Source organism: Aquimarina sp. MAR_2010_214 (assembly GCF_002846555.1).
GTDB lineage: Bacteria > Bacteroidota > Bacteroidia > Flavobacteriales > Flavobacteriaceae > Aquimarina.
This window is the reverse complement of the sequence record NZ_PJMS01000001.1, coordinates 1743443-1769020: the sequence shown is the minus strand read 5'-3', so window position 1 is coordinate 1769020 and position 25578 is coordinate 1743443. Positions and strand designations below refer to the sequence as shown.

The window sequence follows — 25578 nt, the reverse complement described above, 5'->3', positions numbered from 1 at the left end:
CTATTGGTTTTCTTTACTTAACTCAATGGTTTTGAATTATTAGGATACTAAACAGCACTGTTCAACAGGAAACATATTAAAAAAACCAATCATTTACTTTTCTCTAAGTGGAAAGAGTAGGTATACTCTGCTTACTTTGATCGATTTCAAGATACCTTTTCTGATCACTTGGTGTTGCCCAAACAAACATAATAAGACACTCTTGCGTGTTTTTTATATTGATTATCCAATAAGGAATGAGCGGAAAGCTCATATCGAAGGTAATGTTCTCAGGTTAGTATCTTTTCTATTTAGATTTTGTAACATTTAAGGTACGAAACAGGTCAAATCCTTCAGATTCCCAACTCCCTGTAAAGCCTTGTGGTAACACAAAAAAGTCACCGGTGAAGAAAGTACTGGATACTTCACCCTTAGGAGTAATGTTAACTGCCCCTCCAATGACATAGATCAACTGTTCTTGTGTAGAATGTTTGATTTCCTTTTTTTGTGGCTTCTCTGCTTCTATAACCATTGTTAGATCTTCGCCTTCGTATAGCATATCTCTATACGATTCTTGCTCTCCCGATGGCGTATCTATCCTTGTAATATTAATTCCCGAGAATCTTTCTTTATCTACTAAAAAAGGATTCGGTATTTCTGACTTGGAAGTTTCACCTTTCTTTTTAGCCACAACTGCTAACTCGTAGTAGTACTTATTGCCTCCTACTGTTTCCCAATCACCAGTGTACCCTCTAGGTGCAAAAAAGAAGTCTCCAGCATTAAAGGTCTTTGTTTTTTCTCCTTTGGGTGTAAGTTTGGCCTGACCATTTATGACATAAATAAACTCCTCTGCTTTATAATTTTCCCAAGTAGCTTTCGCAGTCTCACTACACACTACATATATACCCAAGTCAATTCCATTATAAATTCTTTTTTGGTACAACTCCCTATCAGGATCCCAAGGAGCTTTGACTTGTTTCAAACCAATGCCAGACATCATCTTTTTGTCTAGCAAAACAGGACTTACATTTGTTGACATATTTTCAGTATTAGCTTTTCCATCTTGACCATAAGTACAAAGACTTGTACAAAGGGCAACAATCATTAAAATTCTGGTTATTATCATTTTGTTTTTCATTTATGAAGTTGAATGAAACATTAATTTATTTAAAGCTTAAAGTATTTTTTGAACTATTTTCCAAATGCTAACCTCTGCCAATGTTACACTGTTTTATCTTTTAGTCGTAAGCTGCTTTCTACTATCTAATTATCAGCCCTTCTCTTTTCTGCTTGATTACCACTTTTGTTTCTTTTGACTTTGATATTGTTATTTCCAAATTTGTACAAAACGGTGAGTTGTACCGACCGGCTATCGTTGTAATATCGCTCTCTCTGAAAAATATTGTTGGTTATTGTGGAGATTCTTTCAATCTGCCCTTTGAAAATATCATTGCCCTTCAAGGATATCTTAAGATTCTTATTCATTAGAAAATAGTGTAGAGACATAGACAAAGAATTCATTGACTTTACATCATATATACCATCAACTCCAGGTAAGCTATACCAATAATAAATGTTGAATAAAAGCGTCTTACTCTTATTCAAAACTAAATCATTATTAGTTGAAATTCTTGCATTAAAGCCTTTTTGTATTTGAGGAATTTCAGCTAGATCAAAATCGGAAATAGAATAATTCAAGTCAAAGCTATTATTACTGGACCACCAAGAAATTTGATTGAAAGTATAATTATTAGTAAGTCCAAACCTTTGAGTATTAATGTAGTTCTCATTAGTAAATCTGGTCTCATTGGTTTCAGCATTAGGTAAGGGCACTTGTCCGAAAAGGGCATCTTCATTACTAAAATAAATCTTTGTTTCGAAATTTTTGTTACTATAAGCTAGTTCGATATTATCAACAAAGGCAGGTTGCAGGAAAGGATTGCCTTCTACTGAAACAAATGGACTGAGAAAAAACACATTAGGGTTTAGGTCAAGAAAACGTGGCCTTTCTATTCTTTTGCTATAATTAAAAGTCAACGTGGAATTATTATTAGAGGAATACGCTATATAAAACGTTGGAAAGAGCTTATTATAGTCATTCTTGGTGGTCAAAGCCAAGTTTGATGAGGAAGTCTCAGTTTGGGTGGTCTCTAATCTCAACCCTAATTGTATCTCCCAATGTTCATTTATCTTTTTATTAGTAGAGAAATATAAAGCCTGAATATCTTCTGAATACTCAAAATCACTGCTCACTATAGGAAGCTCAGTGACAGCAGCATTAACTAAACCACTGTTAAACAACTGGATATCATTATTCGAAACTGATTTAGTCAGCTTACCTCCAAAACTGAGATTAAATAATTTTAGCGGTAGCTCTACATCTAGCTTTACCGAACCATTTTTAATATTTTGTTCATTGATATTGATACCTCTATAGAATTGTGTTGCGAGTGTTGATTCCCGAACAGAAGTACCATTATAACTCTTAACATCATTGTTTCTGTAATCAAAATAGTCTAAGTTTAAGGTAACTTTTCTACCCAAAGTATCAATACTAAACTCATTATAGTAGTTGATAGAATTGAAAACTGGTTGGTTATCTAACTTTGTATTAGACTGAAGTGATCTTGTAATTTCCTGAGAGCTGTCTTCAAAAATGGAAGTAAAAGGGTTATTGTCTTGAAAATATTCCATAGAATTATAGATATACTGTCCTCCCATATTCCATTTTTCTGTCAACTTATAACTCATATCTAACCTACCGTTTATTCTCCTAAGATCAGCATCAAAAGGAGCTCTAGTATCCCAAAAGGCATCTGGAAAATTAGCTAGGACATCTTGATCTCGATGCCACACCCCCTCAGTGTAGTTTAAGGAGGCCGATAAACCGAACTTATTTTTATGAAAATTGAAATTACCTAATATAGAAGAGGTACCTTTGGTCCTTTGTCGGTAGTAAGCCCTTGTCATAGCACTCCAGGAATCTTGTTTAGCCTGTTTCAGTTGTATATTGATCAATCCACTATTGCCTTCGGCTTCATATTTAGCTGGAGGGGTGGTAATAACTTCAATGCTCTTGATATCTTCTGAAGCGATAGACTTAAGGAAATTGCCCAGCTCTTCCTGAGATAGCCTGACTATCTTATCATTGATCAAGACTGAAACACTGTTTTTCCCAATCATTGTTATCCGATCATTCTGTACTCGGACTCCGGGTGTAACCTTAAGCACTTCGAGCGCATCCCCCTCTGCTGATTTGGTAGAGTTCTCAACGTTAAAAACCAGGCGATCAATTTTCCTTTCTATTATTCTCTTTTTTGCTTCAACAATTACCTCGTCAAGCTGTTGTTCATTGTCGACAGTTATAATACCCAGATTCAAAGGATCATTAGTTAAGGTCAATTGTTTAGTATATAATACTTGCCCAACATATATGATTTGCATTTTGTAAGTTCCAGAGTTAGCAACCAGCTTGAATTCTCCTTTTTCATTGGTAATTCCTCCGATTATATTTGAGATATTATCCGTTATTAATAAAACTTCTGCAAATTCTATTGGATTTTGAGATTTACTTTCCAATATTGTTCCTGTTATATCAATCTGTGCATTTAATATAGAAACTAATACTGTTGAAAATAGAAATGTTAATTTATTGGTCATTTTTATTTTTGTGAGTTTTGTTTATTTTTATATTATAGTTGGTCTAGATCGAGAAACTTTCAAATTCTGATTCTTCAGTATCCTCGGATATTTTGTTTTGATTAACTAATTGCGTATTTTCTATTAGTAAAGATTGTTCTTTTATCGTGGCATATTCAAAGATCTTATTCAACGTTAATTTTACCAAAAATTCTTTTTGAATTTCTGCAACTAATTTGGTAATACTTAGACTATGACCTCCTAAATCAAAAAAATTAGCGTTCACCCCAACCTTTTCTATGCCAAGTATATTTTTCCAAATTACTTCTAACTTTTTTTCATTAACTGACTTTGCAGGAATATAATTTGATCGCAAAGTTTGATCAGAATTTTTTAGATTAATTGACAAAGATTTACGATCTATTTTTTTATTAGGCGTCAGAGGAAAAGAGTCTATTTCTACATACTGAGATGGGATCATATAATATGGTAGCATTCGTTTGAGCTGCGATCGAATAAAATTACTTTCAACACTTAATTCAACTGTATAAATAGCAACCAAAAAATTAATACCTGAAGGGTCTTTTTCAGCTATTACAATTGCTTTCGAAATACCGGGGATTGTGTTCATTTTAGTTTCTATATCTCCCAATTCGATACGATAACCCCTAATTTTTACTTGATTATCATTTCTACCTAAAAAAATCAGTTCTCCATTGGCATTCCATTTTACAACATCTCCTGTGTTATATATCAATCCTTCCCTAAATGGGTTTTTAATAAATCTTTGCTTTGTCAATTCTTCTTGCCGGTAGTAACTTTTTGCTAACCCCGCACCTCCTATATACAAGTCACCAACCACTCCTTGAGATTGTAATTGCAAATACTGATCTAAAACATACAAGCAGGTGTTAGCAATAGGTTTTCCAATTATAGTTGCCTCACTTGGTTTATTTATTTTATGTATGGTAGACCAAATAGTCGTTTCCGTAGGACCATACATATTCCATAATTCTAAACATGACAACACTAATTTATCTGCTAAAGATTCGCTTAATACATCACCTCCACATAGTACCTTTAAACGACTCTCCCCTCTCCAGCCTATATCGAATAATTGTTGAAAAAAACTTGGTGTAGCCTGAATTATCGAGGGTTTTACATCTTCTAAAAGCCTAATAACATTTTTAGGTTCAAGTAATGTCTCATTGCTCACTATAAAGACCATAGCCCCGGAAATTAGTGGTGCAAAAAACTCAAGTATAGAAATATCAAAAGAAAATGTTGTAACTGCCAATAAAATATCTTTTCTATGAAGACCTGGTTCTTTTTTAATACTCAATAAAAAATTCACCAGCGAACTATGGGATATTTCTACGCCTTTAGGGTTACCTGTTGAACCGGAAGTATAAATGACATATGCAGTATCATTTGTAGAAGAAGTAAAAGGTATTTTACCTTTAAAATAACGACTTTCATTCAAAATTTGGTTCACTGTTAATGTAGTGATAGTATTTATAGTTATTTCAGACTGTAATTCTTCACTGCTAACTAAAACTTTGGCTTTGCTATGTCCTATAATATACCTGAGTCGTTCTAATGGAAAAGTTGGATCTAAAGGTAAATAAGCTTTTTCTGCCTTCAATATACCTAATAAAACTGCAATAGTTATTGCAGAACGATCCAGCATTACTGCAATTAAATCAATTTCTTTTTCAAAATTTACAGTTAAGAATTCTGCAATTTGCCCAGATACCAAATCTAATTCAGCGTAGGAATATTTTTGTTTCTCATCAGCAACCGCTATGGCATCTGCTTGAATAGCAACTTGCTCTTTAAAAAGCTCTAAAAAAGAATTCTCATCGTAGTGTCGCTTAGTATCATTAAATTCGTTTAACAATTTAAATTTTTCGTCCTTAGTAAGGAAAGGAAGTTTACAAAGCGGTTCTTTGGGCATATTAGTACAGCTTTCTATAGCAATATCTATATGCTTCTGTAAACTTGTAATAAATTCTGATTCGAAAATATGAGAATTATATATTGTAGTAACTTCTAATTTATTGTCTTTTTCTTCCAAAATAAATTCTAAATCAAACTTATTAGTTACTTCATCAGTTACCTTGTAATCTTTTATCTGTAATCCTGGTATTTTATCTTTTTCAAAAGTACTATTATCTGTATTTTGTAATGTCACCATTACATCAAATAAAGGATTACGACTTAAATCTCTTTGTAGAGACAATTCGCTAACTAACTTATCAAAAGGGTATAATTGATGCTCAAAAGCGTTCAAGGTGATTTCTTTTACCATATTGAGGAATGTTTCAAAAGATTCATTACCGCTGAATTTAGTTCTTAAAGCCAAAGTATTAATGAATACACCTATTTGGTTTTGCAATTGAGAATGTTCCCTTCCTGCTATTGGAGTTCCGATGATAATATCGGTTTGATTACTATATTTATACAATAAGAATTTAAGCACCGCTGTTACCCCCATGAATAGCGTGCAATTATTGGATTTACAAAGAGCTTTTAATTGATCGAGATTGTTTTCATCAATCGTTTGATAGACTGATTTTCCATTATATGTTTTATTCTTTGGTCTCCTCTGACTTGAAGGAAGTTCAAGTATAGGAATCTCATCTCGAAATTGATCTTTCCAATAAGATTGTGCTTTCACAGCTTTACCTGAATCTAATTGGTTTTGTTCCCATTTGGCATATTCTTTATAATTAATTTTTAATGGTTCAAGATTGTTCGGCCTGTTAAACAAATGAGAGATATAAAAATGGAATAATTCATTTTTTATAATTTCGACAGACCAGCCATCAGCAATAATATGATGAATTACCATCAACAGTAACGTTTGATTTTTGGAAACCCTTATAAGTTTTGCTCTTAATAAACAGTCTTTTGATAAATTGAAATTATAGTTATATTCTTTTTTTACAATTTGTTCTAAATCATTATCTGAAATATTTAAAAAACGGCTTTCTTCATATATAAATTTAAAATTACTTTCTTTTAAAGAATAGACATGTTGTCTTATTTTTCCTGTGACAGTATCCTCTTGAAATCTAGTTCTTAAGATCTCATGTCTTTCTAAAAGGGAATGGAAGGCTTTTTCTATTGCTTCTTTATCTACATTTCCTTCCAACAAATACAATCCAGGCATATTATATGCACTATTACCACCTTCAAACTGACTTAACATCCAAATCCGTTGTTGTGAAGATGATAGTATGTAGCTATCCTGAACCGCTACCTTAGAAATATCTTGATAGATTGATTTGTCAGTTTCTTTGATTAAAAAAGCTTGATTTCTAATCGTGTTTTTTAAATAAAGATCATTAAAACTAACAGTTGTATTAAATTTTCGATTTAATAAGTTTCTAAGTAGAGTCACTTTTAAACTATGTCCTCCCAATTCAAAGAAATTATCAGTAACCCCGATCTTGTTTAAGCCTAACACTTCTTGCCATATCTCTACGAGTTGTATCTCTACTTCGTTTCTTGGTGCTACATATTCTCTTTGGATTAGAGCTTCTTTAGTTACTTTAGGAAGTGACTTCTTGTCTATCTTACCATTAGGGGTTAACGGAACTGAATCCAACTCTATATAGTAACCCGGAACCATGTAGGAAGGCAACTTTTCCTGAAGAAAACTTCTTAAATTCGACTTATCCAACGTAACACCAGTCGTATAATAAGCTACCAGTTCTTTCTCTCTTCCTTCGGTATTGTCTGCAATACCCACTACTACTTGCCCTATATCTTCTGAAAATCCTAGAAGCGTATTTTCAATCTCTTCAAGTTCAATACGATATCCACGAATTTTTACCTGAGTATCTTTTCTACCTAAAAACTCTATGTTACCATCCGGAAGCCACCTTGCTAGATCACCTGTATCATACATCCGTTCTCCAGCTACAAAAGGGTTAGCTATAAATTTCTCTTTGGTTAGGTCAGGTCTATTTAGGTAACCCCTGGCAACTCCAGCTCCAGATACATACAACTTACCTATTACATTTGTGGGTTGTAATGATAGGGTGTTAGATAATATATACGATTTGGTATTTGCAATTGGACTACCTAAGGTCACTCGTAAACTACTAGATAATTTTGAACTTAAAGCATCGACCGTAGTTTCTGTAGGACCGTAATTATTATATATACTATATCCTGCTTTTAAAAGGTTAAACTTTAATTGCTCGGAAATTGCTTCTCCTCCTGAAATTACGGTTTTTAATGATTCTAATTTTGGATTACTTAATAATAAATTTCCTAGGTATTCCGGCACATAATTAAGTATATTAATTTTATTTAAACTTATGTATGTTCTAAGCTTTTCTATATCTAATAAAATATCTTTTGAAATGACATGATACATTCCACCTGATGAAAGTGTAGTAAAAATATCTTCAACACTCGGGTCAAAAGAAACATCTGTTAGTTGTAATGAAACTGTAGTTTCGGTAATCTTAAACTTCTGGATAAACCAATAAACTAGATTAATAACATTTCCATGCTCTACCATTACTCCTTTGGGTTTTCCTGTAGTCCCCGAGGTATAAATTATATAGGCTAGATAATTCGGTTTAGTAAGTCTTGGTAATTTTTTATTTACATGTTGATCTTTCACTTTGTTGTAATGATTCAACTCTTGCTGATCAATTACTACTTTGCAATTACTATCCTTTTCAATATAGTCTATTCGATCTTGTGGATAATTAATATCAATAGGCACATAAGCTGCTCCTGTTTTTAATACCCCAAAAATGGTAATAAGCAATTGCTCTGATCTATCTAGTTTAATCCCTATTAAATCGTTAGGAACTACTTTATAGGTGTCTTTTAAATAATTTGCTAGTTGATTAGATTGCTCATTGAGATCTTTATAGGTAAGCTTTTTATCTTCAAAAACCACCGCTATATTATCTGGTGTTTTATTTACTTGTTCTTCAAAAAGATCAACTACAGTCTTGTCTTTAGGATAGTCAACTTTTGTTTCATTAAACAATTCTATTAATTGCTTTTCCTCTTTCTTTGAAAGATAATTTATCGAAGATACCGAAGCCTTTGAATGCTTAATAGCCTTAGATACTAAATTTTCAAAATGAGTAAATATTCGTTCTACCAAATAGTTATCATAGATATCGGTATTATATTCTATACTAAGTTTTAAACTTTTATCTCTTTTTGTTTCTGCAAAAGTAAAACTTATATCAAACTGGGAAGTATTTCTGCTTACATAATAGTCCTCAATTTGTATTCCTGAAATATTACTATCTGTAGTAATACTACTTACCTGTGATTGATTTTGTAATACAACTAGAACATCAAATAAAGCAGACCGCGAGGTGTCTCTCTCTAAGTTTAGCTGGTTCACCAATTCATCAAACGGATAATTTTGATGCTGGTAAGCTGATAATAATGTTTGTTTCTGATGTTCTACTAATTCTACAAAAGAATTTGATCCGTCTATCTTGGTTCGTATGGCTAAAGTATTTAGATACAACCCAATTTGATTTTCCAAATCCGGATGCTCTCTCCCTGCAATAGGTGTGCCTATAATAATATCGTTTTGATCTGTATAACGATATAAAAGAGCATTAACTCCTGACATTAACGTCATAAACAGTGTTGCATCATTAGATTTTGAAAATACTTTTAGCTTCTCTAAAAATCTGCTGGAAAAATGATGAGTTAAGGTTCTTCCATTATAAGTCTGAACTTTGGGTCTATTCTTAAAATTTGGCAGTTCCAAAACCGGAAGCTCACCCTCAAACTTACTTAACCAATAGGTCTCAGACTTTTTATACGTGTCTTTATTTAATTCCGATTGTAACCATACCGCATAATCTTTATACTGAATCTTTAATTCAGGAAGCGAGTATTCTTTGTTTTGAATAAGAGCATTGTATATAGAAATAACTTCTGATATTAACAACTCTATAGACCATCCATCACCTATGATATGGTTCATAACCAGTGAAAATATATACTCTTTTTCTTCTCTTTTTAGCAATGTTACTTTTAGTAAAAAACCACTGGCCAGATCAAAAACCGTCGCTTGTTCTTTTAGAAGAAGTTCATTAATGGATTGTTCTGAATAAGCACTTATATCCAGATGAGATATTTTAAATCTATTAGTCTCTTTAGGAATGATATATTGATGTACGGTTCCTAATTCATCTGCAATGAAGTTAGTCCTTAATATTTCATGACGATTTATTAAAATTCTAAATGCTTCTTCAAATTTTGAAATATCCAGATGACCTTTTAACCTAACTGCTCCTGGCATGTTATAGGCCTTACTTCCGCCTTCTAATTGGCTTAAAACCCATATTCTATGTTGAGAAGTAGTTAAAGGATAATAATCTTTTGATTTAGTTACCGGAATTGCAGTATAGTTTCTATTAGAAATCTTTTTGCATACTTCTTCTATGACAGGGTTTTCAAAAAACGCTTTATAGGTAATACTCTTGTTTAATTCTTTATAAACCTTATTGATGATTTGGCCTACTAATAGACTATGTCCTCCCAATTCAAAGAAATTATCAGTAACTCCGATCTTGTTTAAGCCTAACACTTCTTGCCATATCTCTACGAGTTGTATCTCTACTTCGTTTCTTGGTGCTACATATTCTCTTTGGATTAAAGCTTCTTTAGTTACTTTAGGAAGTGACTTCTTGTCTATCTTACCATTAGGGGTTAACGGAACTGAATCCAACTCTATATAGTAACCCGGAACCATGTAGGAAGGCAACTTTTCCTGAAGAAAACTTCTTAAATTCGACTTATCCAACGTAACACCAGTCGTATAATAAGCTACCAGTTCTTTCTCTCTTCCTTCGGTATTGTCTGCAATACCCACTACTACTTGCCCTATATCTTCTGAAAATTCTAGAAGCGTATTTTCAATCTCTTCAAGTTCAATACGATATCCACGAATTTTCACCTGAGTATCTTTTCTACCTAAAAACTCTATGTTGCCATCCGGGAGCCACCTTGCTAGATCACCTGTATCATACATCCGTTCTCCAGCTACAAAAGGGTTAGCTATAAATTTCTCTTTGGTTAGGTCAGGTCTATTTAGGTAACCCCTAGCAACTCCAGCTCCAGATACATACAACTTACCTATTACATTTGTGGGTAAAGGCTCTAAATATGAATCTAAAATGTAACAACTCGAATTCGATATTGGTCTGCCTATTGGAATACTAGAAGCATATTCATTATCAAATGACAGTTTGTAAACTGTACTGTAGGTAGTATCTTCTGATGGTCCATAAAGATTTCTAACTTCTGCATTTGTGGTAAGGAGTTTTTTTGCAACATCAACAGGAAATGGTTCTCCCGCAAGATTGATCACAGACACATTATTTAAAATATTCTTAGTGCTAAGAAAATTTCTTATACCTGACGGAACAGTATTAATTAATACTTTTTTATCTTTTTGTATTTCCTCTCCTATTGATAAAACATTATCTAATATTTTTATCTTTTTACCGATTATTAAAGGATAAAACATTTCGTATACAGATAAATCAAAACAATGAGAGGTTACTGCATACAATATATTGAAGTTTTCTGCTTCAAATTCTCTTTTTGCCCAATTAAGCATGGCAGTTACATTTCCATGCTCTACCATTACTCCTTTGGGTTTTCCTGTAGTCCCCGAGGTATAAATTATATAGGCTAGATAATTCGGTTTAGTAAGTCTTGGTAATTTTTTATTTACATGTTGATCTTTCACTTTGTTGTAATGATTCAACTCTTGCTGATCAATTACTACTTTGCAATTACTATCCTTTTCAATATAGTCTATTCGATCTTGTGGATAATTAATATCAATAGGCACATAAGCTGCTCCTGTTTTTAATACCCCAAAAATGGTAATAAGCAATTGCTCTGATCTATCTAGTTTAATCCCTATTAAATCGTTAGGAACTACTTTATAGGTGTCTTTTAAATAATTTGCTAGTTGATTAGATTGCTCATTGAGATCTTTATAGGTAAGCTTTTTATCTTCAAAAACCACCGCTATATTATCTGGTGTTTTATTTACTTGTTCTTCAAAAAGATCAACTACAGTCTTGTCTTTAGGATAGTCAACTTTTGTTTCATTAAATGAATATAAAATCTTTTTCCGTTCATCTTTTGAAACAAGAGGTAATTTATCCACATACTGATTTATATACTTTTTTAAATCAACCAACAAAACTTTAAAGCTATCTAAAAAACTATAAGGAATATTATCTATAACAAAAGTACTATCATAAGAAACGGAAAAAACAAAGCTATCAATATTCTTATCTACTGAAAGACAAAATGGAAAGGAAGACTTTTTACTATCAAAGTTTCCAATAAAAGAAAAACCAAATAAAGTATAGTTACATAAATTTTTGTTCTGTAAAGAATTAACATCATACTCTGAATATTTAAAAACCTCTTTTACTTCATTTTTATATTCACTCATATATTGTTTTAAAGTGAATCCGCTCATACTTAAAACCTTATACAAAAGCGATTGTTTTGGCTCTACCTCAGATGAACCAATAAAATGAACATTTTCAAAATATCGTTGCAAAAGAATTCCATAAATTGATGCTAAGACAGTAAATTCAACCAAGGTATGATTTGCAGTTAATTTATTAAAATAAGTCAAATCATCTCTTGAAATAAATAGCCTTTCAGTTTCGCTTAAAGTCAAATGATTATTGTCAACAGTAAGGTGTTCTTTCACCTTATCAATCCAATAGTTTGATATTATCTTATTTTTTAAATTAGTATTCACGGAATGTTTAACTTTTTATATTAAAGAAGGTTGTTCTAAATAATATGAAGGTATACTTGCAGTAATCTTATAACTCAATGAATCTAGGCGTACAATCATTTTATTGGTATTATTAACTTTTAGAATTTCGCACTCTAAACCACTAAGTGCCCCTAATTTAATTTTTCTAATTTCACCAACTTGAAATGAACCGTTACTAGCTTTAATACTACTGATATCTTCTGAATTAACAAACCATTTAATCTTCAGTATTTCATCTTCTCTAACTCTTGCATATTCCCTTCCAAAATGAATATAAGTACAAGCTCCATCCATTGATAAAGCGTTATGAAAATCCATTGAAGAATTTAGTTTGACAAAAACGTAAGAAGGAAAAAGCGGTTTATGAATTACTTTTTTACGATCACTCCATTGCCTTATGGATTTTATCATTGGCAAAAAAGAATCGATCTGATTTTTCTGTAAAAGTTGATGCACTTTATTCTCCTGACATGATTTTACATAAAGAACATGCCAACCGGTTTTAAAAGATGTAGTCATTTATATAGGGTTATATTAAATTTTCGCTTATCAACAGCTATAGGCAAGCCATTGCTTGTCACACAAACATAATTCTATAAAATTTTAAAAAGTGGGGATTTATTTTAAAGGCAATAATTAGACAAATCAAAATTAGAAACTTTTTAAGTTAAAGAATTACGGATAACCCGCAATTAACAATTTTTAACAAAAAAAATGGATCGTGATTCAATCTAAAGAATTGAAAATCAAATAACTGAAAATAAATGTTAATGCTAGAATAATTTTAAATATAACAATTTATTGATTAAAAAATATCATACTATAATCTCTTTAACCTAGTTTTTCTGGATCTATAATAAAGTAAAAATCCATTGTTAAAATTTTAAATTTATTAAAATATTTGTATGGCTTCGCCACTTGCACCCCCAGGATCTATTTCTTTAGAAATATAAGAGTGCTTTTTTATATCCTGTTTTAAGAAATCTATAAAATCATTCTTAAAAGCAGGTCTAAATATTTAAACGAAATCCAAAAAAACATTGGACAGTATAAGTAAGTATCAATGGTGGTTCAAATATTACCTCGCAAATTGAATATTAACTCCATTTTAACATTAAGATCATATGGTTAATTAGTTATGTTAAAAAGACGCTCATACCAATAAACGGATTACCATTACACTGTTGCGGAAAATTACACTTAATTCGAATTTAACGCAATAAAATATAAACGTATTTCGTGAATCAAAACCTGCAATTCCCGGAAAAACGTGTTTAAAATTAAATGTAAATTGTTGATTATTAATAGTAATTTGACACATTTAATAAAAAAAAAACGTTATTTGATTACATTAATCAACTTAATTCTGCATGATCAAAGCTTCTAAAGAAGATAAAGAAATCATAACGAACCTGTTATGGAACACTTTTATTAAATTAGAATTTCCCAATTCCATAAATTTTGTAGCAAAACAGGATCAAAAACGCCCTGCCCGACTTCGGTATTTAATGGAATACCAATTTAACGTGGCGCTGAAATTTGGCGAAATATGGTTAAGCGATGATAAAAAGGGTTGTATACTATTACTGTTTCCTGAGACGAAAAGAGTAGGTCTTTCTTCACTTTTGTGGGAAATCAAACTTGCTTTTTACTCTATTGGGATTCAAAATGTAATAAAAGTTTTAAAACGTGAATCTCAACTTAAAAAAAAACATCCAAAAGTACCATTTATACATTTTTGGCTAATGGCAGTTACTCCTGAATCCCAAGGTGAAGGTGTTGGGCAAAAACTGTTGTCAGAAGTTTTAGAAAAATATAAAAACTCAACCAAGCCAATTTATCTGGAAACCACTACACAGAGTAACCTAAAGTTTTATACTAAAAATGGTTTTAACATTTTTGACAATACCCATACATTGAATTATCCTTTATTTTTTTTAAAATACGAAAAGTAGCATGCTCGGAACAGAAATACATATAACCACATTTATCTATTTAATTTTTCAGGCTCTTATATTATCATTTCAGCTAATATATTTTTTATTGAAGCCCGATAGCAAGTCGAGACTTCGCTTTCTTATTTTAACACTATTGTTTTTTCTCTACAATACTATTTCTGGGTTAGTACCGGATCAAAATATTCCAATACGTATACTCTATCAAAATATTATTGCTTGGACCATTGGAATTAGCACAGCAATATATTTCCTGTATTTTATTTATAATGAACACAATATTAAACCTATACGGTTTTTAAATATTAAAAATATCATTTACTCACTTGTATTATCTTTTATTATTCTTTTCTTATTACCATATATAATAACCGAAAATTTAAGTTTATCCAGAAATATTTTCTTAGTACTGCCAATTTTTCTGGCACTAGGTTGTCTCATAAATATAATTTTGTTCCTTACTAAGGACTATATCGCTTCAAAAAACCTTCATTATAAATATAGAATTCTCTCAGGAGGAATAGGAATGATGAGCATTTTAGCATTACCTCTTGTAATTTTAATTTGCGGAGATAATCAACCTATAGAACATTCTGCATTTAGTGCTGGTTATTTTGCTGTGGCATTATCATATGTAAGACATCAAATCCATAATTCAAAGATTGAACAAAAATTACTCTCAAAGTTGCAAAAGGGTTCTGCAAATACTAATAGTCTTAGACATAATTACATAATTGATTTGTATGGATTATCGAGTGTAGAAAGAGAAATTATGCTACTTATGATTAAAGGATATGATTATTATAAAATAAGTAACGAAATTTACCTTTCTGAAGAAACTGTTTTAAAACATGTATCCAACATTTTCAGAAAAATTAAAATTAAAAATCGCGCAGAACTAATATCATTAATTACTACGGAAAATAAGGAAAAATCAAATCAGGTCATCAATAATAGCCAAAATGAAATTCCAAAGAATATTGCTGATGAAATTCTAGAAGCTTTGAATAATTTTGAAGAAACAAAAGGCTTTCTAAAAAAAGGATTAAGCATAAAAGAATTGGCAAACAAACTCAAAACTAACACGAAATACTTATCCAAAACAATAAATGATCATAAAAACTTAAATTTTAATACCTATATCAACCAACTAAGGATCAATTACACAATTAAATTACTCCAGTCAAATACCAAATTAAGAAATTACAACGTAAAACATTTGGCAGAAGAGGTAGGTTTTAATAACGCAGAAGCTTTCTCCCGTGCTTTTCGAAAAGTAACAGAAAAAAAACCATCTGAATATTTGAAGGAATTACCAAAAAAATAATAAGATCTAATGGCTATAATAGAAAATTATATTTTACTCTTTGACCGAATAACGTATCCATCCGTCCAAATGCATCTTGATTAGATTTTCTGTTACTATTATTTTGTCAATAAGCTTCGCAGTTACATTGGCAAGCAGGCGGTTTTGTATTGTATTATAAACGTTTAAAACAGGGTAGTTTTGAATTACCAATTTATGATCAGATTACTGCTAGCCTTGTTTTAGATTATTCACAATTAGTTTTGTTAATTGACGGAGTGTCTATTACTAATATCCAGCGTAGAAAAAGGTATAACAAAATGCAAAAACCTCTGTTGGTTTAGCAGTTGTTTATTATTTTGGTCATTGTTATGACCTATCAAGAGTTACTTGCCGGATATGAATCCCAAAAGAAGACAATAGCTTCTTTACAGGAACAGTTGGCTGGTCTCTATAAACTTATCAATGGTTTTAAATCAGAACGTTTTTTACAGGAAATATTCCTAGACCAATTATCCTTATTCTCGGAAGCTACTACAACTCTAGTAGAAGAGTCTAAGCAAGAAACCATTACTTATACTCGTGATAAGAAGAAACACCAAGGTCCTAATGCACTACCAGAACACCTTGTTGTATGGGAAGTAGTCCTTGAACCGGAAGAAAATACTTCAAGTCTTACCAAAATTGGCGAGGAAGTAACGGAAACTTTAGAATATACCCCAGCAAGTCTGGTAAAGAAAAGAACTTGAGGAAATAAAAATATCTTCTTCCAAAAGCGACTTTAACTTATCGAACCTTCAAAAATCCGTTGAAATCGAGGTGAATCTTTCTACTAACTTACATAAATTGTAGAGCTTAGGGAATCTGAAAACTAAAAAGGTCATCCAACATATGGTATTTCCAGACGGAATCTTATTTGATCACCGAAGTGACTGTTATCGAACTAATCGTGTGAATTTCATTTTCGGGATAATCCCTTCATTATCAGATCAAATGAAACAAAATAAAAACGGGACGAAAGCTCAATTAAGAGATTCGTCCCGTTTAGTACTGAAGGCGGGACTTGAACCCGCACGGCCTTACAGGCCATTGGATTTTAAGTCCAACGTGTCTACCAATTCCACCACTTCAGCTTGGTATATATTTTATCTCAGAGCGAAAGACGGGATTTGAACCCGCGACCCTCACCTTGGCAAGGTGATGCTCTACCCCTGAGCTACTTTCGCAGTATGTTTTAAGAACTTCGCAACTCGTTATTGCGGATGCAAATTTAAAACAATTCTATTAATACCAAAGTCTTTTTACAAAAAAGAATGATTTTTTTTACACCTGTGATGCTTTCTTCCTGGTTAACATGCGTTTAATCTCATTAAGCTTCATTAATGCTTCTACCGGAGTAAGCGTATCAATATCAATATCCAGAATTTCTTCCTTGATTTCTTCGAGTAATGGATCATCTAAATTAAAGAAACTTAGTTGCACCTTATCTTCTTCCTGCATCCCTTTAATCTTATCGGTAAGCTCTTCACTACTATGCGATTTCTCAAGCTTTTTAAGCATTTTATTTGCCCTATGTAATACTTGTTGAGGCATTCCTGCCATCTTTGCTACATGAATACCAAAACTATGTTCACTACCTCCAGGAACTAATTTACGTAAGAAAAGAACAGTATCTTTTAATTCTTTTATCGATACGTTATAGTTTTTAATACGACCAAAAGTCTCACACATTTCATTTAACTCGTGATAATGTGTTGCAAATAAAGTCTTTGGTTTTGCTGGATGCTCGTGTAAGAATTCACTAATTGCCCAGGCAATAGATATCCCATCATAAGTACTGGTTCCTCGACCAATCTCATCTAACAACACCAAACTACGATCAGATATATTATTCAAAATACTAGCAGTCTCATTCATCTCTACCATAAATGTAGATTCTCCCATAGAGATATTATCGCTTGCTCCTACTCTAGTAAATATTTTATCAACTACTCCTATTTTTGCTTCTTCTGCAGGAACAAAACATCCCATTTGCGCCAACAATACAATCAATGCTGTCTGTCTTAATATTGCAGATTTACCACTCATATTAGGGCCGGTAATCATAATAATCTGTTGATGCTCTCTATCCAATACAACATCATTAGCAATATACTGTTCCCCAGGAGGTAATTGCTTTTCGATCACAGGGTGTCGACCATTTTTAATTTCTAAATCATAAGAGTCATCGATTAAAGGTCGCACATATTGATTCTCTGTGGCTAACTGAGCAAAAGAACATAAACAATCTAGTTGGCCAATCAGAGTAGCATTTAGCTGTACTGGTTTGATATACTCATTCATCCAAAGAACAAGATCACCGAACAACTGTTGCTCTAGTGCTAATATTTTCTCCTCGGCTCCAAGAATTTTGGCTTCATATTCCTTGAGTTCTTCTGTAATATAACGTTCTGCATTTACCAGGGTTTGTTTACGAATCCAGGTATCAGGGACTTTATCTTTATGTGTATTTCGAACCTCGATATAATACCCAAACACATTATTCGAAGCTATTTTTAAAGATGTAATACCAGTAGCTTCCGTTTCTCGCTCCAGCATTTTGTCTAAATAATCTTTTCCAGAAAAAGCAATAGATCTCAACTCATCTAACTCTTCTAAATACCCATTCGCAATCGTATTTCCTTTCAATACATTTACCGGAGCTTCCTCATTTAGAGTTTCCTTAATCTTATTACGCAACAACTCACAATCGTTAAGAGTCTCTCCTATTACTCTTAATGCATCATTATCGCTATTTGATGCCTGTGATTTTATAGGCACAATAGCCTCCAAAGAGTTTTTAAGTTGAATAACCTCACGGGGGTTTACTTTTCCGGTAGCTACCTTAGAAATCAATCGTTCAATATCTCCTATCTGCTTAATCTGATGCTGAATTTTCTGATGCAATGTGTTATCATCCAAGAAAAACTGCACCACTTCATGACGCTTTTGAATGGCAGAAATATTCTTAAGTGGTAGGGCTAACCAACGTTTTAATGTACGACCACCCATTGGTGAGATCGTTTTATCTATAACATCAAGAAGAGTTACTGCATTTGCGGCATTGGCATGATATAGTTCAAGATTACGTATCGTAAAACGGTCCATCCAGATATACTGATCTTCTGCAATACGCTGGATTCCTGTAATATGTTTTAATTTATGATGTTGGGTTTCTCCAAGGTAATGAAGAATTACACCAGCAGCTATAACACCTTCCTGCAAATGATCTACCCCAAATCCTTTTAATGTCTTTGTCTCAAAATGTTTGTTTACAGTCTCATCTGCATAATCAGGTTTAAATACCCAATCTTCCATAAAGAATGTATGAAAGTCATGACCAAAATCTTGTTCAAAATCTTTCTTTTTTGGCTTGCTAATCAGAACTTCACTAGGACTAAAGTTTTGCATCAACTTATCCATATGAGCTACATCACCCTGAGCGGTAAGAAATTCTCCTGTAGAAACATCAAGAAATGCTACTCCCAATTCTTTCTTCCCATAGTGCAATGCACATAAAAAATTATTGGTTTTGCTCTGTAACACCTCATCATTAAGTGCAACTCCAGGAGTTACAAGTTCTGTTACACCTCGCTTAACAATAGTTTTGGTCTGCTTAGGATCTTCTAACTGATCACAGATAGCAACTCGCTCACCAGCTTTAACCAATTTTGGTAAATACGTGTTTAAAGAATGATGCGGAAATCCGGCCAATGCTGTTTCCTGCTCACTACCATTACCTCTTTTGGTTAAAACAATATTCAAAATAGCCGCAGCTTTGATTGCATCTGCCCCAAAAGTTTCATAAAAATCACCTACTCTAAACAATAATAATGCATCAGGATACTTAGCCTTAATCGCATTGTATTGTTTCATTAATGGAGTTACCTTTTTACCGTTTTTTGCTGCCAATGAAGTATAATTTTATGAATCATGCTAAAGTAGCTATTCTTCCATCTTTTTTAAAATATACACTTTAGGAGTTATTCAATTTTATTCACAATTCTACAATAGAGTAGTTCATTTTTAGAGGTTAGTATGTAGAACAGAATTGTCACCCCTGTGTAGACTGAGATCCATCTTAATCAAAATTGGTTCTAATCTAAAATTACATTGAAATTATATAAACGTTTATAAGCTTGATTTTCAACACTCATCCAATCTAAATCTTCCTCTAGAGGAAGAACTTTTAATTCTTTCCCTATCTGAGAAAGGCTGGGAATGGGATAATTGTAAAGGAATCAGCACTATTTAGGACTAAAGTCTTAAAATTTTATCTCCAATTTGGATTCCGGTCTACGCCGGAATGACAATAAATGATACTTTTGCACTAATGGAAATGAACAGAAAACTCAAAAATAGCGAACTCGATCGCAAGACCGTAGAAGAATTTAAAGGATCAAAAAAAACTCCTCTAATTATCATTCTGGATAATATTCGAAGTTTAAATAATATCGGATCGGTATTCAGAACTGCTGATGCATTTTTAATTGAAAAAATATACCTCTGTGGCATAACCGCTACTCCTCCTCATAAAGACATCCAAAAAACTGCATTAGGAGCAACCGACACCGTTGATTGGGAACACCAAAAAGACACATTACAACTAGTACAGGATCTTAAGTCTCAACACATAAAAATCCTATCTATCGAGCAAGCAGAAAATGCAATTATGCTAAACGATTTTACTCCAGAGTCTAACCAAAAATATGCAATCATCTTTGGTAATGAAGTTAAAGGCGTTCAGCAGCAAGTTGTTTCTGAAAGTGATACTGTTATTGAAATCCCTCAATACGGTAGTAAACATTCTCTTAATATTTCGGTTAGCGCAGGAGTCATAATCTGGGATCTGTTTAATAAGTTGTAGAAAATCCTGAAACAAAACAACTATATCTATCACTCCTTTTCAAGAACAAAATCCCATTTCTATATTATCATATTTTTAACATAAATTATAATTTCATAAGGGTTATTTGGTTTTTTTACGTCTTTATTAATAAGAACTGTTAAAAAAAAGTAACAAATAACCAAACTCAACCTTATGGAATTAAGAAAACAGATAGTTGTTTTTCTCTCACTCGTGATGTTAACAACAGTACAATTCGGATTCGCTCAAGAATCAGAATGCGGAGCAACTCCTCCAAAAAATTACAAAAACTTTATGCTTAAGCGACTTAAATCTATTACCGATAACGGCAGTAAGGCTTTAGCAACTCCCGTATCACTACCTATACAGCATCATGTTTCGCGTAATTCTAGTGGCGGTTCTCCGGCAGTGTCTAGCGCACAGATTCAAAATGTAATGGACGAGTTAAATGCAACATATGCTCCTATGAATATTTCGTTTCATGAATATGCGCCTACAAAATTTATAGATAACAGCAGTTGGAATCCTTCCTTCAACAAAAGTAATGATAGCCAACTAGTGCAATATGAAGTAGCAGAAGCTATTAATATTTTTTACTTTTCTAAAGTAACTTCAGGAAGTTCTTCTATCTGTGGATTTGCCAAATTTCCTGGTACCGGAAATCGAGCAATATTAGCTACTTCTTGCTCACAAAACGGCTCTACTTCTTCTCATGAATTGGGGCATTATTTTTCGGTTCTACATACTCATTCCACATCTAGCGGAAGAGAGCTTGTAAAACGAACAAATTGTTCTTCTGCAGGAGATTTTTTCTGTGATACCCCTGCGGATCCAAGACTTAGTAGTCTTGTTAACTCAAGTTGTAATTATACCGGAACAGCAACAGACGCTAATGGAGATCAATACCAGCCTGATGTAAATAATGTGATGTCTTACACTCGCAAAAGTTGTCGTACTGGAGGTTTCTCTACACAACAACAAGATGCAATTGTAGCATCATTAGAATCAGACAGAGCCTATCTAATCAACTCAACCAACCCTCCAGCATGTACTACTATTAACAACTTCCCGTACAGCGAAAGTTTTGAATCCGGATTAGGAGATTGGACCAATGCTACAGGAGATGATATTGAGTGGACAAGAGACTCTAACGGGACTCCTTCAACAGGAACAGGGCCTTCAACAGCTCAAAACGGTTCTTTCTATCTTTATACAGAAGCATCTACAAATGTAACTCCGCCTGGAAGCCCAAACAAAACAGCAATATTAAACAGCCCATGTATCGATTTAAGCCAAGCCAGTGATATGTCTCTAGAATTCGGATACCACATGTTAGGGAGCGATATAGGAACTATAGAAGTTTTGGTAAGTACCAATGACGGAACATCTTATACCTCTATATGGTCAAAAAACGGAGCAAAAGGAGACACCTGGAATCAAGCAAGCATTAGCCTTTCGGGATATTCTGGTGTGATCAGATTACAATTTAAAGGAACAACTGGAGCTAGTTGGAAAAGTGACATGGCAATTGACAACATCAAAATCAAGACATCCACAACTAATCCCTCTTCTTGTAATGGGATTACTAGTTTTCCTTATAATGAAAGTTTTGAATCAGGAGTAGGTGAATGGACACAAGAAACCAGTGATAATATAAACTGGACAGTTGACAGCAATGGTACACCATCCTCTAGTACAGGACCTTCTTCTGCAACTAACGGTAGTAATTACATCTTTACTGAAGCTTCTGGTAACGGAAATGGATTCCCTAATAAAATAGCTTTATTAACAAGCCCTTGTATCGATTTAACCAATGAATCAAATGCACAACTTAGTTTTGATTATCACATGTATGGGTCAAATATGGGCACTTTAGAGGTACGTGTATCCACCAATGATGGTGCAAACTGGACTACTGCCTGGAGCAAAAATGGAAACCAAGGGAATAGTTGGAGTTCTCAAACCGTAAGCTTATCTGCTTATAGTGGGTCTACAGTAAAATTGCAACTCAAAGGAACTACGGGATCTAGTTACAGAAGTGATATGGCTATAGATAATTTAAAAATTACTTCTGGTTCTGCCGATAGTGACCTCGCTGATAACAATACCTATACAGTAAATCGAAAGATAAGTATCTACCCCAATCCTATCACTTCGGGCTCTTTATCGATTCAATACCCCGGATTTTCTAAAAGTGAAGGAGCATCACAAATCACTATCACTGATTTTCTAGGAAAAACAATTGACGTGGTCGATTCTAACAATGAAACCACTTCCTATGATGTTAGTAATCTAAGTAACGGTGTCTACTTTATAATCATAAAAAACAGAGAAGGACAGGCAACCCAAAAGTTTATCAAAAGATAAGATTTGTTTATTTTTGTTGAATATACCCCAACTGCCCGAGAATTTGTTTTCGGGCAGTTTTTATTACCCAAAATATCATCTGGAATTTGTTTTGTAAGTTTAAGGAGCTATTAAACACATAATCATATCTAATCATGAAAAAAATTTCAACTTTTGTTGCTATTACACTGCTTCTATTTTCATGCAAACAAGAAAATATGAAAAAAGATACTTCTACAGAAGATCAATCAACCGCTACAGAGGATCAACTTATTGCTAAAGCAAAAGAGATTCATAACAACGTCATTACCCTCGACACCCATTGTGATATCAACGTAAAAAACTTTACGGATTCTATTAACTACACCCAGGATCTTAACTCGCAAATCACTTTACCAAAAATGAAAAAGGGAGGATTAGATGTTGCCTGGTTTATTGTTTATACCGGACAGGATTCACTAACCACTACTGGCTATGAAAAAGCACATGAAATAGCCATGTCAAAATTTAAAGCTATCCATAAATTAGCAGAAGAAATTGCACCAGATCAAATTGAATTGGCCTTAACATCAGATGATGTTCGTCGTATCCACAAAAAAGGAAAGAAAGTAGCTATGATTGGTATCGAAAATGGATATCCCGTAGGAACCGATATCAGCAACGTAAAGAAATTTCATGATCTTGGCGCCAGATATATGTCGCTTTCTCATAATGGACATAGCCAACTTTGTGATTCTAATACTGGTGAAGCAGATGACATTTGGCTACATAATGGCTTAAGTGATCTGGGGAAAGAAGTGATTACAGAAATGAACAAAATAGGGATCATGATTGATGTTTCCCACCCTTCTAAAGAATCTATGCGACAAATGATCAAACTCACCAAAGCTCCGATCATTGCTTCTCACTCTTCTGCAAGAGCATTATGTGATCATAGTAGAAATCTAGATGATGAACAATTGCAATGGTTAAAAGAAAATGGAGGTGTCATTCAAACCGTAGCTTTTACCTCATACCTGAATACAGAAAAGTTTGAAAAACGAAATGAGAAAGAAGTAGAAATAGCCAAGCAGATTGCTGATTCTATGGGAGCGACTTGGATAGAACGAAAAGAAGTAGCCAAACTAAGTGCCGAAGAAAAAGAAAAGTACTATGATTTTTATATGAAAATGCTAACGATTCAAAGAGAAAAAGTAAAAAAAATAGATAATCTTCCTCCTGCTGTAGATCTCATGGATTTTGTGAATCACATTGATTATATGGTTAACAAAATTGGTATTGATCATGTAGGGATTAGTTCTGATTTTGATGGAGGCGGTGGTATTGAAGGTTGGAGTAATGCTTCTGAAACTTTTAACGTAACTCTAGAACTGGTAAAACGGGGATATACAGAAGAACAAATCGAAAAGTTATGGAGCGGAAACCTACTACGTGTTCTTGATGAAGTGCAAAAAGTAGCAAAAGAGCTAAATCAAGCAGGATAATATTATTTTGAGATCTCTTCGATAATCGAAATATAATCAGATCGGTTTGCTATAAAATCCCGTTCAGATACATCGATTACTCTTATATTAAATTGTGGTTGTGATTTTATGAATTGCAAATATCCCTTATTGATCTTATCCAAATATTCTGCAGGGATTTTTTGCTCATAGTCTCTACCTCTTTTTTTAATATTTTTTAAAAGACGCTCTGTATCTTGATACAAATACACATACAGTCCGGGTTTAGTCAAATTTCTATACATCAAGTCAAATACTTTTTTGTACAGCATAAACTCTTCTGATTGTAAAGTAACCTTAGCAAAAATTAATGATTTAAATACATCATAATCACTCACTACAAAATCTTTAAACAAATCAAATTGAGCAATATCATCCTGCAAACGTTGATAACGATCTGCAAGAAAAGACATCTCGAGAGGAAAAGCATAACGCTCCATATCCTCATAAAATTTTGGTAAAAAAGGATTATCTGCAAAACGTTCCAGAATAAGTTTTGCATTAAACTCTTGAGCTATCAATTGTGCCAAACTTGTTTTACCAGCCCCAATATTCCCTTCGACAGTTAAGAATTGAAAGCGAGACAAGGCATACTTTTCTTTTGGATTAATTATTTTCTCACCAACCAAAGTCACTTTTGAATCATCAGAAGTATTGTCTAATAATTGCTTTACGGTTTGCTTTAATTTTGAATGCACCACACCTCCTGCAATCTCTGCAAGTGGTTCTAACACAAATTTTCGATCCTGCATTGCTGGGTGTGGAATTATCAATTCTTTGGTTTCTATATTTCCTTCCGAAGAGAAAATAATATCTAGGTCAATCGTTCTTGCCTCATACCCTTTTCCACCTGTTCTATTTCTACCCAGAGAATTTTCGATTCCTAACAAAATCGTCAACACTTCAGTTTCAGAAAGAAAAGTACGTGTTGTAATACAAGCATTATAAAAATCATCACTATTAAATCCCCAGGCCGGAGTTTGATATACTCTAGAAATTGAAACTACATCTCCTATTGTTTCATATATTTCATTAACAGCATTCTGTAGAAAATCCATGCGATTTCCTATATTACTTCCTAATGAAATATGTAACAAACGGGATGTTTTCAATATTAGTTTTTT

General features: G+C 33.0%; 13 protein-coding genes, 2 tRNA genes and 1 pseudogene. 7 read left to right on the top strand and 9 right to left on the bottom strand.

Annotation, left to right across the window (positions count from 1 at the left end):
• Positions 1-286: 286 nt before the first annotated feature.
• From ATE84_RS07540 to ATE84_RS07525, 4 genes are all read right to left on the bottom strand, one after another.
• Positions 287-1105, bottom strand: coding sequence for a cupin domain-containing protein (locus ATE84_RS07540; RefSeq protein ID WP_233195765.1), 819 nt, complete (start codon positions 1103-1105; stop codon positions 287-289).
• 137 nt (positions 1106-1242) lie between these two features.
• Positions 1243-3639: an outer membrane beta-barrel family protein gene (locus ATE84_RS07535; RefSeq protein ID WP_101447224.1), complete on the bottom strand. Its 2397-nt coding sequence runs from the start codon at positions 3637-3639 to the stop codon at positions 1243-1245.
• 43 nt (positions 3640-3682) lie between these two features.
• On the bottom strand, positions 3683-12418 hold the full coding sequence (locus ATE84_RS07530) for a non-ribosomal peptide synthetase (RefSeq protein WP_101447222.1): 8736 nt from the start codon (positions 12416-12418) through the stop codon (positions 3683-3685).
• A gap of 15 nt (positions 12419-12433) precedes the next feature.
• Positions 12434-12958, bottom strand: a complete 525-nt coding sequence (locus ATE84_RS07525) for a UpxY family transcription antiterminator (RefSeq protein ID WP_101447220.1) — start codon at positions 12956-12958, stop codon at positions 12434-12436.
• Between the two features lie 851 nt (positions 12959-13809).
• Here ATE84_RS07525 and ATE84_RS07520 point away from each other — a divergent pair.
• Positions 13810-14394 carry a GNAT family N-acetyltransferase gene (locus ATE84_RS07520; RefSeq protein ID WP_101447218.1) on the top strand — a complete coding sequence of 195 codons (585 nt, stop codon included), beginning with the start codon at positions 13810-13812 and terminating at the stop codon, positions 14392-14394.
• Positions 14395-14712: 318 nt separating this feature from the next.
• Here ATE84_RS07520 and ATE84_RS26725 read toward each other — a convergent pair whose 3' ends face one another.
• A complete protein-coding gene (locus ATE84_RS26725; RefSeq protein WP_255411994.1) occupies positions 14713-14835 on the bottom strand; it encodes a hypothetical protein in 123 nt (40 codons plus the stop codon).
• A 10-nt stretch (positions 14836-14845) separates the two neighbouring features.
• Between ATE84_RS26725 and ATE84_RS07515 the strand changes: the two genes are divergently transcribed.
• The 3 genes and pseudogenes from ATE84_RS07515 (at position 14846) to ATE84_RS07505 (ending at position 16449) form a co-directional block, all read left to right on the top strand.
• Positions 14846-15721 (top strand): helix-turn-helix domain-containing protein, encoded by an 876-nt coding sequence (locus ATE84_RS07515; RefSeq protein ID WP_158237203.1) that lies wholly within the window; start codon positions 14846-14848, stop codon positions 15719-15721.
• 134 nt (positions 15722-15855) lie between these two features.
• A pseudogene (tnpB, locus tag ATE84_RS26795) lies at positions 15856-16044 on the top strand (IS66 family insertion sequence element accessory protein TnpB); the annotation flags it as partial.
• Positions 16045-16071: 27 nt separating this feature from the next.
• The gene (locus tag ATE84_RS07505; protein WP_143273590.1) at positions 16072-16449 is read left to right on the top strand and encodes a hypothetical protein; all 378 of its coding nucleotides are present in this window, start codon (positions 16072-16074) and stop codon (positions 16447-16449) included.
• A 299-nt stretch (positions 16450-16748) separates the two neighbouring features.
• Here ATE84_RS07505 and ATE84_RS07500 read toward each other — a convergent pair.
• The 3 genes from ATE84_RS07500 to mutS form a co-directional block, all read right to left on the bottom strand.
• Positions 16749-16833, bottom strand: a tRNA-Leu gene (locus tag ATE84_RS07500).
• Between the two features lie 21 nt (positions 16834-16854).
• Positions 16855-16926, bottom strand: a tRNA-Gly gene (locus ATE84_RS07495).
• Positions 16927-17023: 97 nt separating this feature from the next.
• Positions 17024-19615 carry a DNA mismatch repair protein MutS gene (gene mutS, locus ATE84_RS07490; RefSeq protein ID WP_101450903.1) on the bottom strand — a complete coding sequence of 864 codons (2592 nt, stop codon included), beginning with the start codon at positions 19613-19615 and terminating at the stop codon, positions 17024-17026.
• A 457-nt stretch (positions 19616-20072) separates the two neighbouring features.
• Between mutS and ATE84_RS07485 the strand changes: the two genes are divergently transcribed.
• The 3 genes from ATE84_RS07485 (at position 20073) to ATE84_RS07475 (ending at position 24436) form a co-directional block, all read left to right on the top strand.
• Positions 20073-20606, top strand: a complete 534-nt coding sequence (locus tag ATE84_RS07485) for an RNA methyltransferase (protein ID WP_101447210.1) — start codon at positions 20073-20075, stop codon at positions 20604-20606.
• 174 nt (positions 20607-20780) lie between these two features.
• Complete coding sequence (locus tag ATE84_RS07480) at positions 20781-22973, top strand: T9SS-dependent choice-of-anchor J family protein (RefSeq protein WP_101447208.1); 2193 nt, start codon at positions 20781-20783, stop codon at positions 22971-22973.
• A gap of 134 nt (positions 22974-23107) precedes the next feature.
• Entirely contained in the window at positions 23108-24436 is a 1329-nt protein-coding gene (locus ATE84_RS07475) for a dipeptidase (RefSeq protein ID WP_101447206.1), read from the top strand.
• A gap of 2 nt (positions 24437-24438) precedes the next feature.
• Here the strand turns inward: ATE84_RS07475 and folK are convergent, their stop codons facing one another.
• A complete protein-coding gene (folK, locus tag ATE84_RS07470) occupies positions 24439-25566 on the bottom strand; it encodes a 2-amino-4-hydroxy-6-hydroxymethyldihydropteridine diphosphokinase (RefSeq protein ID WP_101447204.1) in 1128 nt (375 codons plus the stop codon).
• Positions 25567-25578 lie beyond the last annotated feature (12 nt).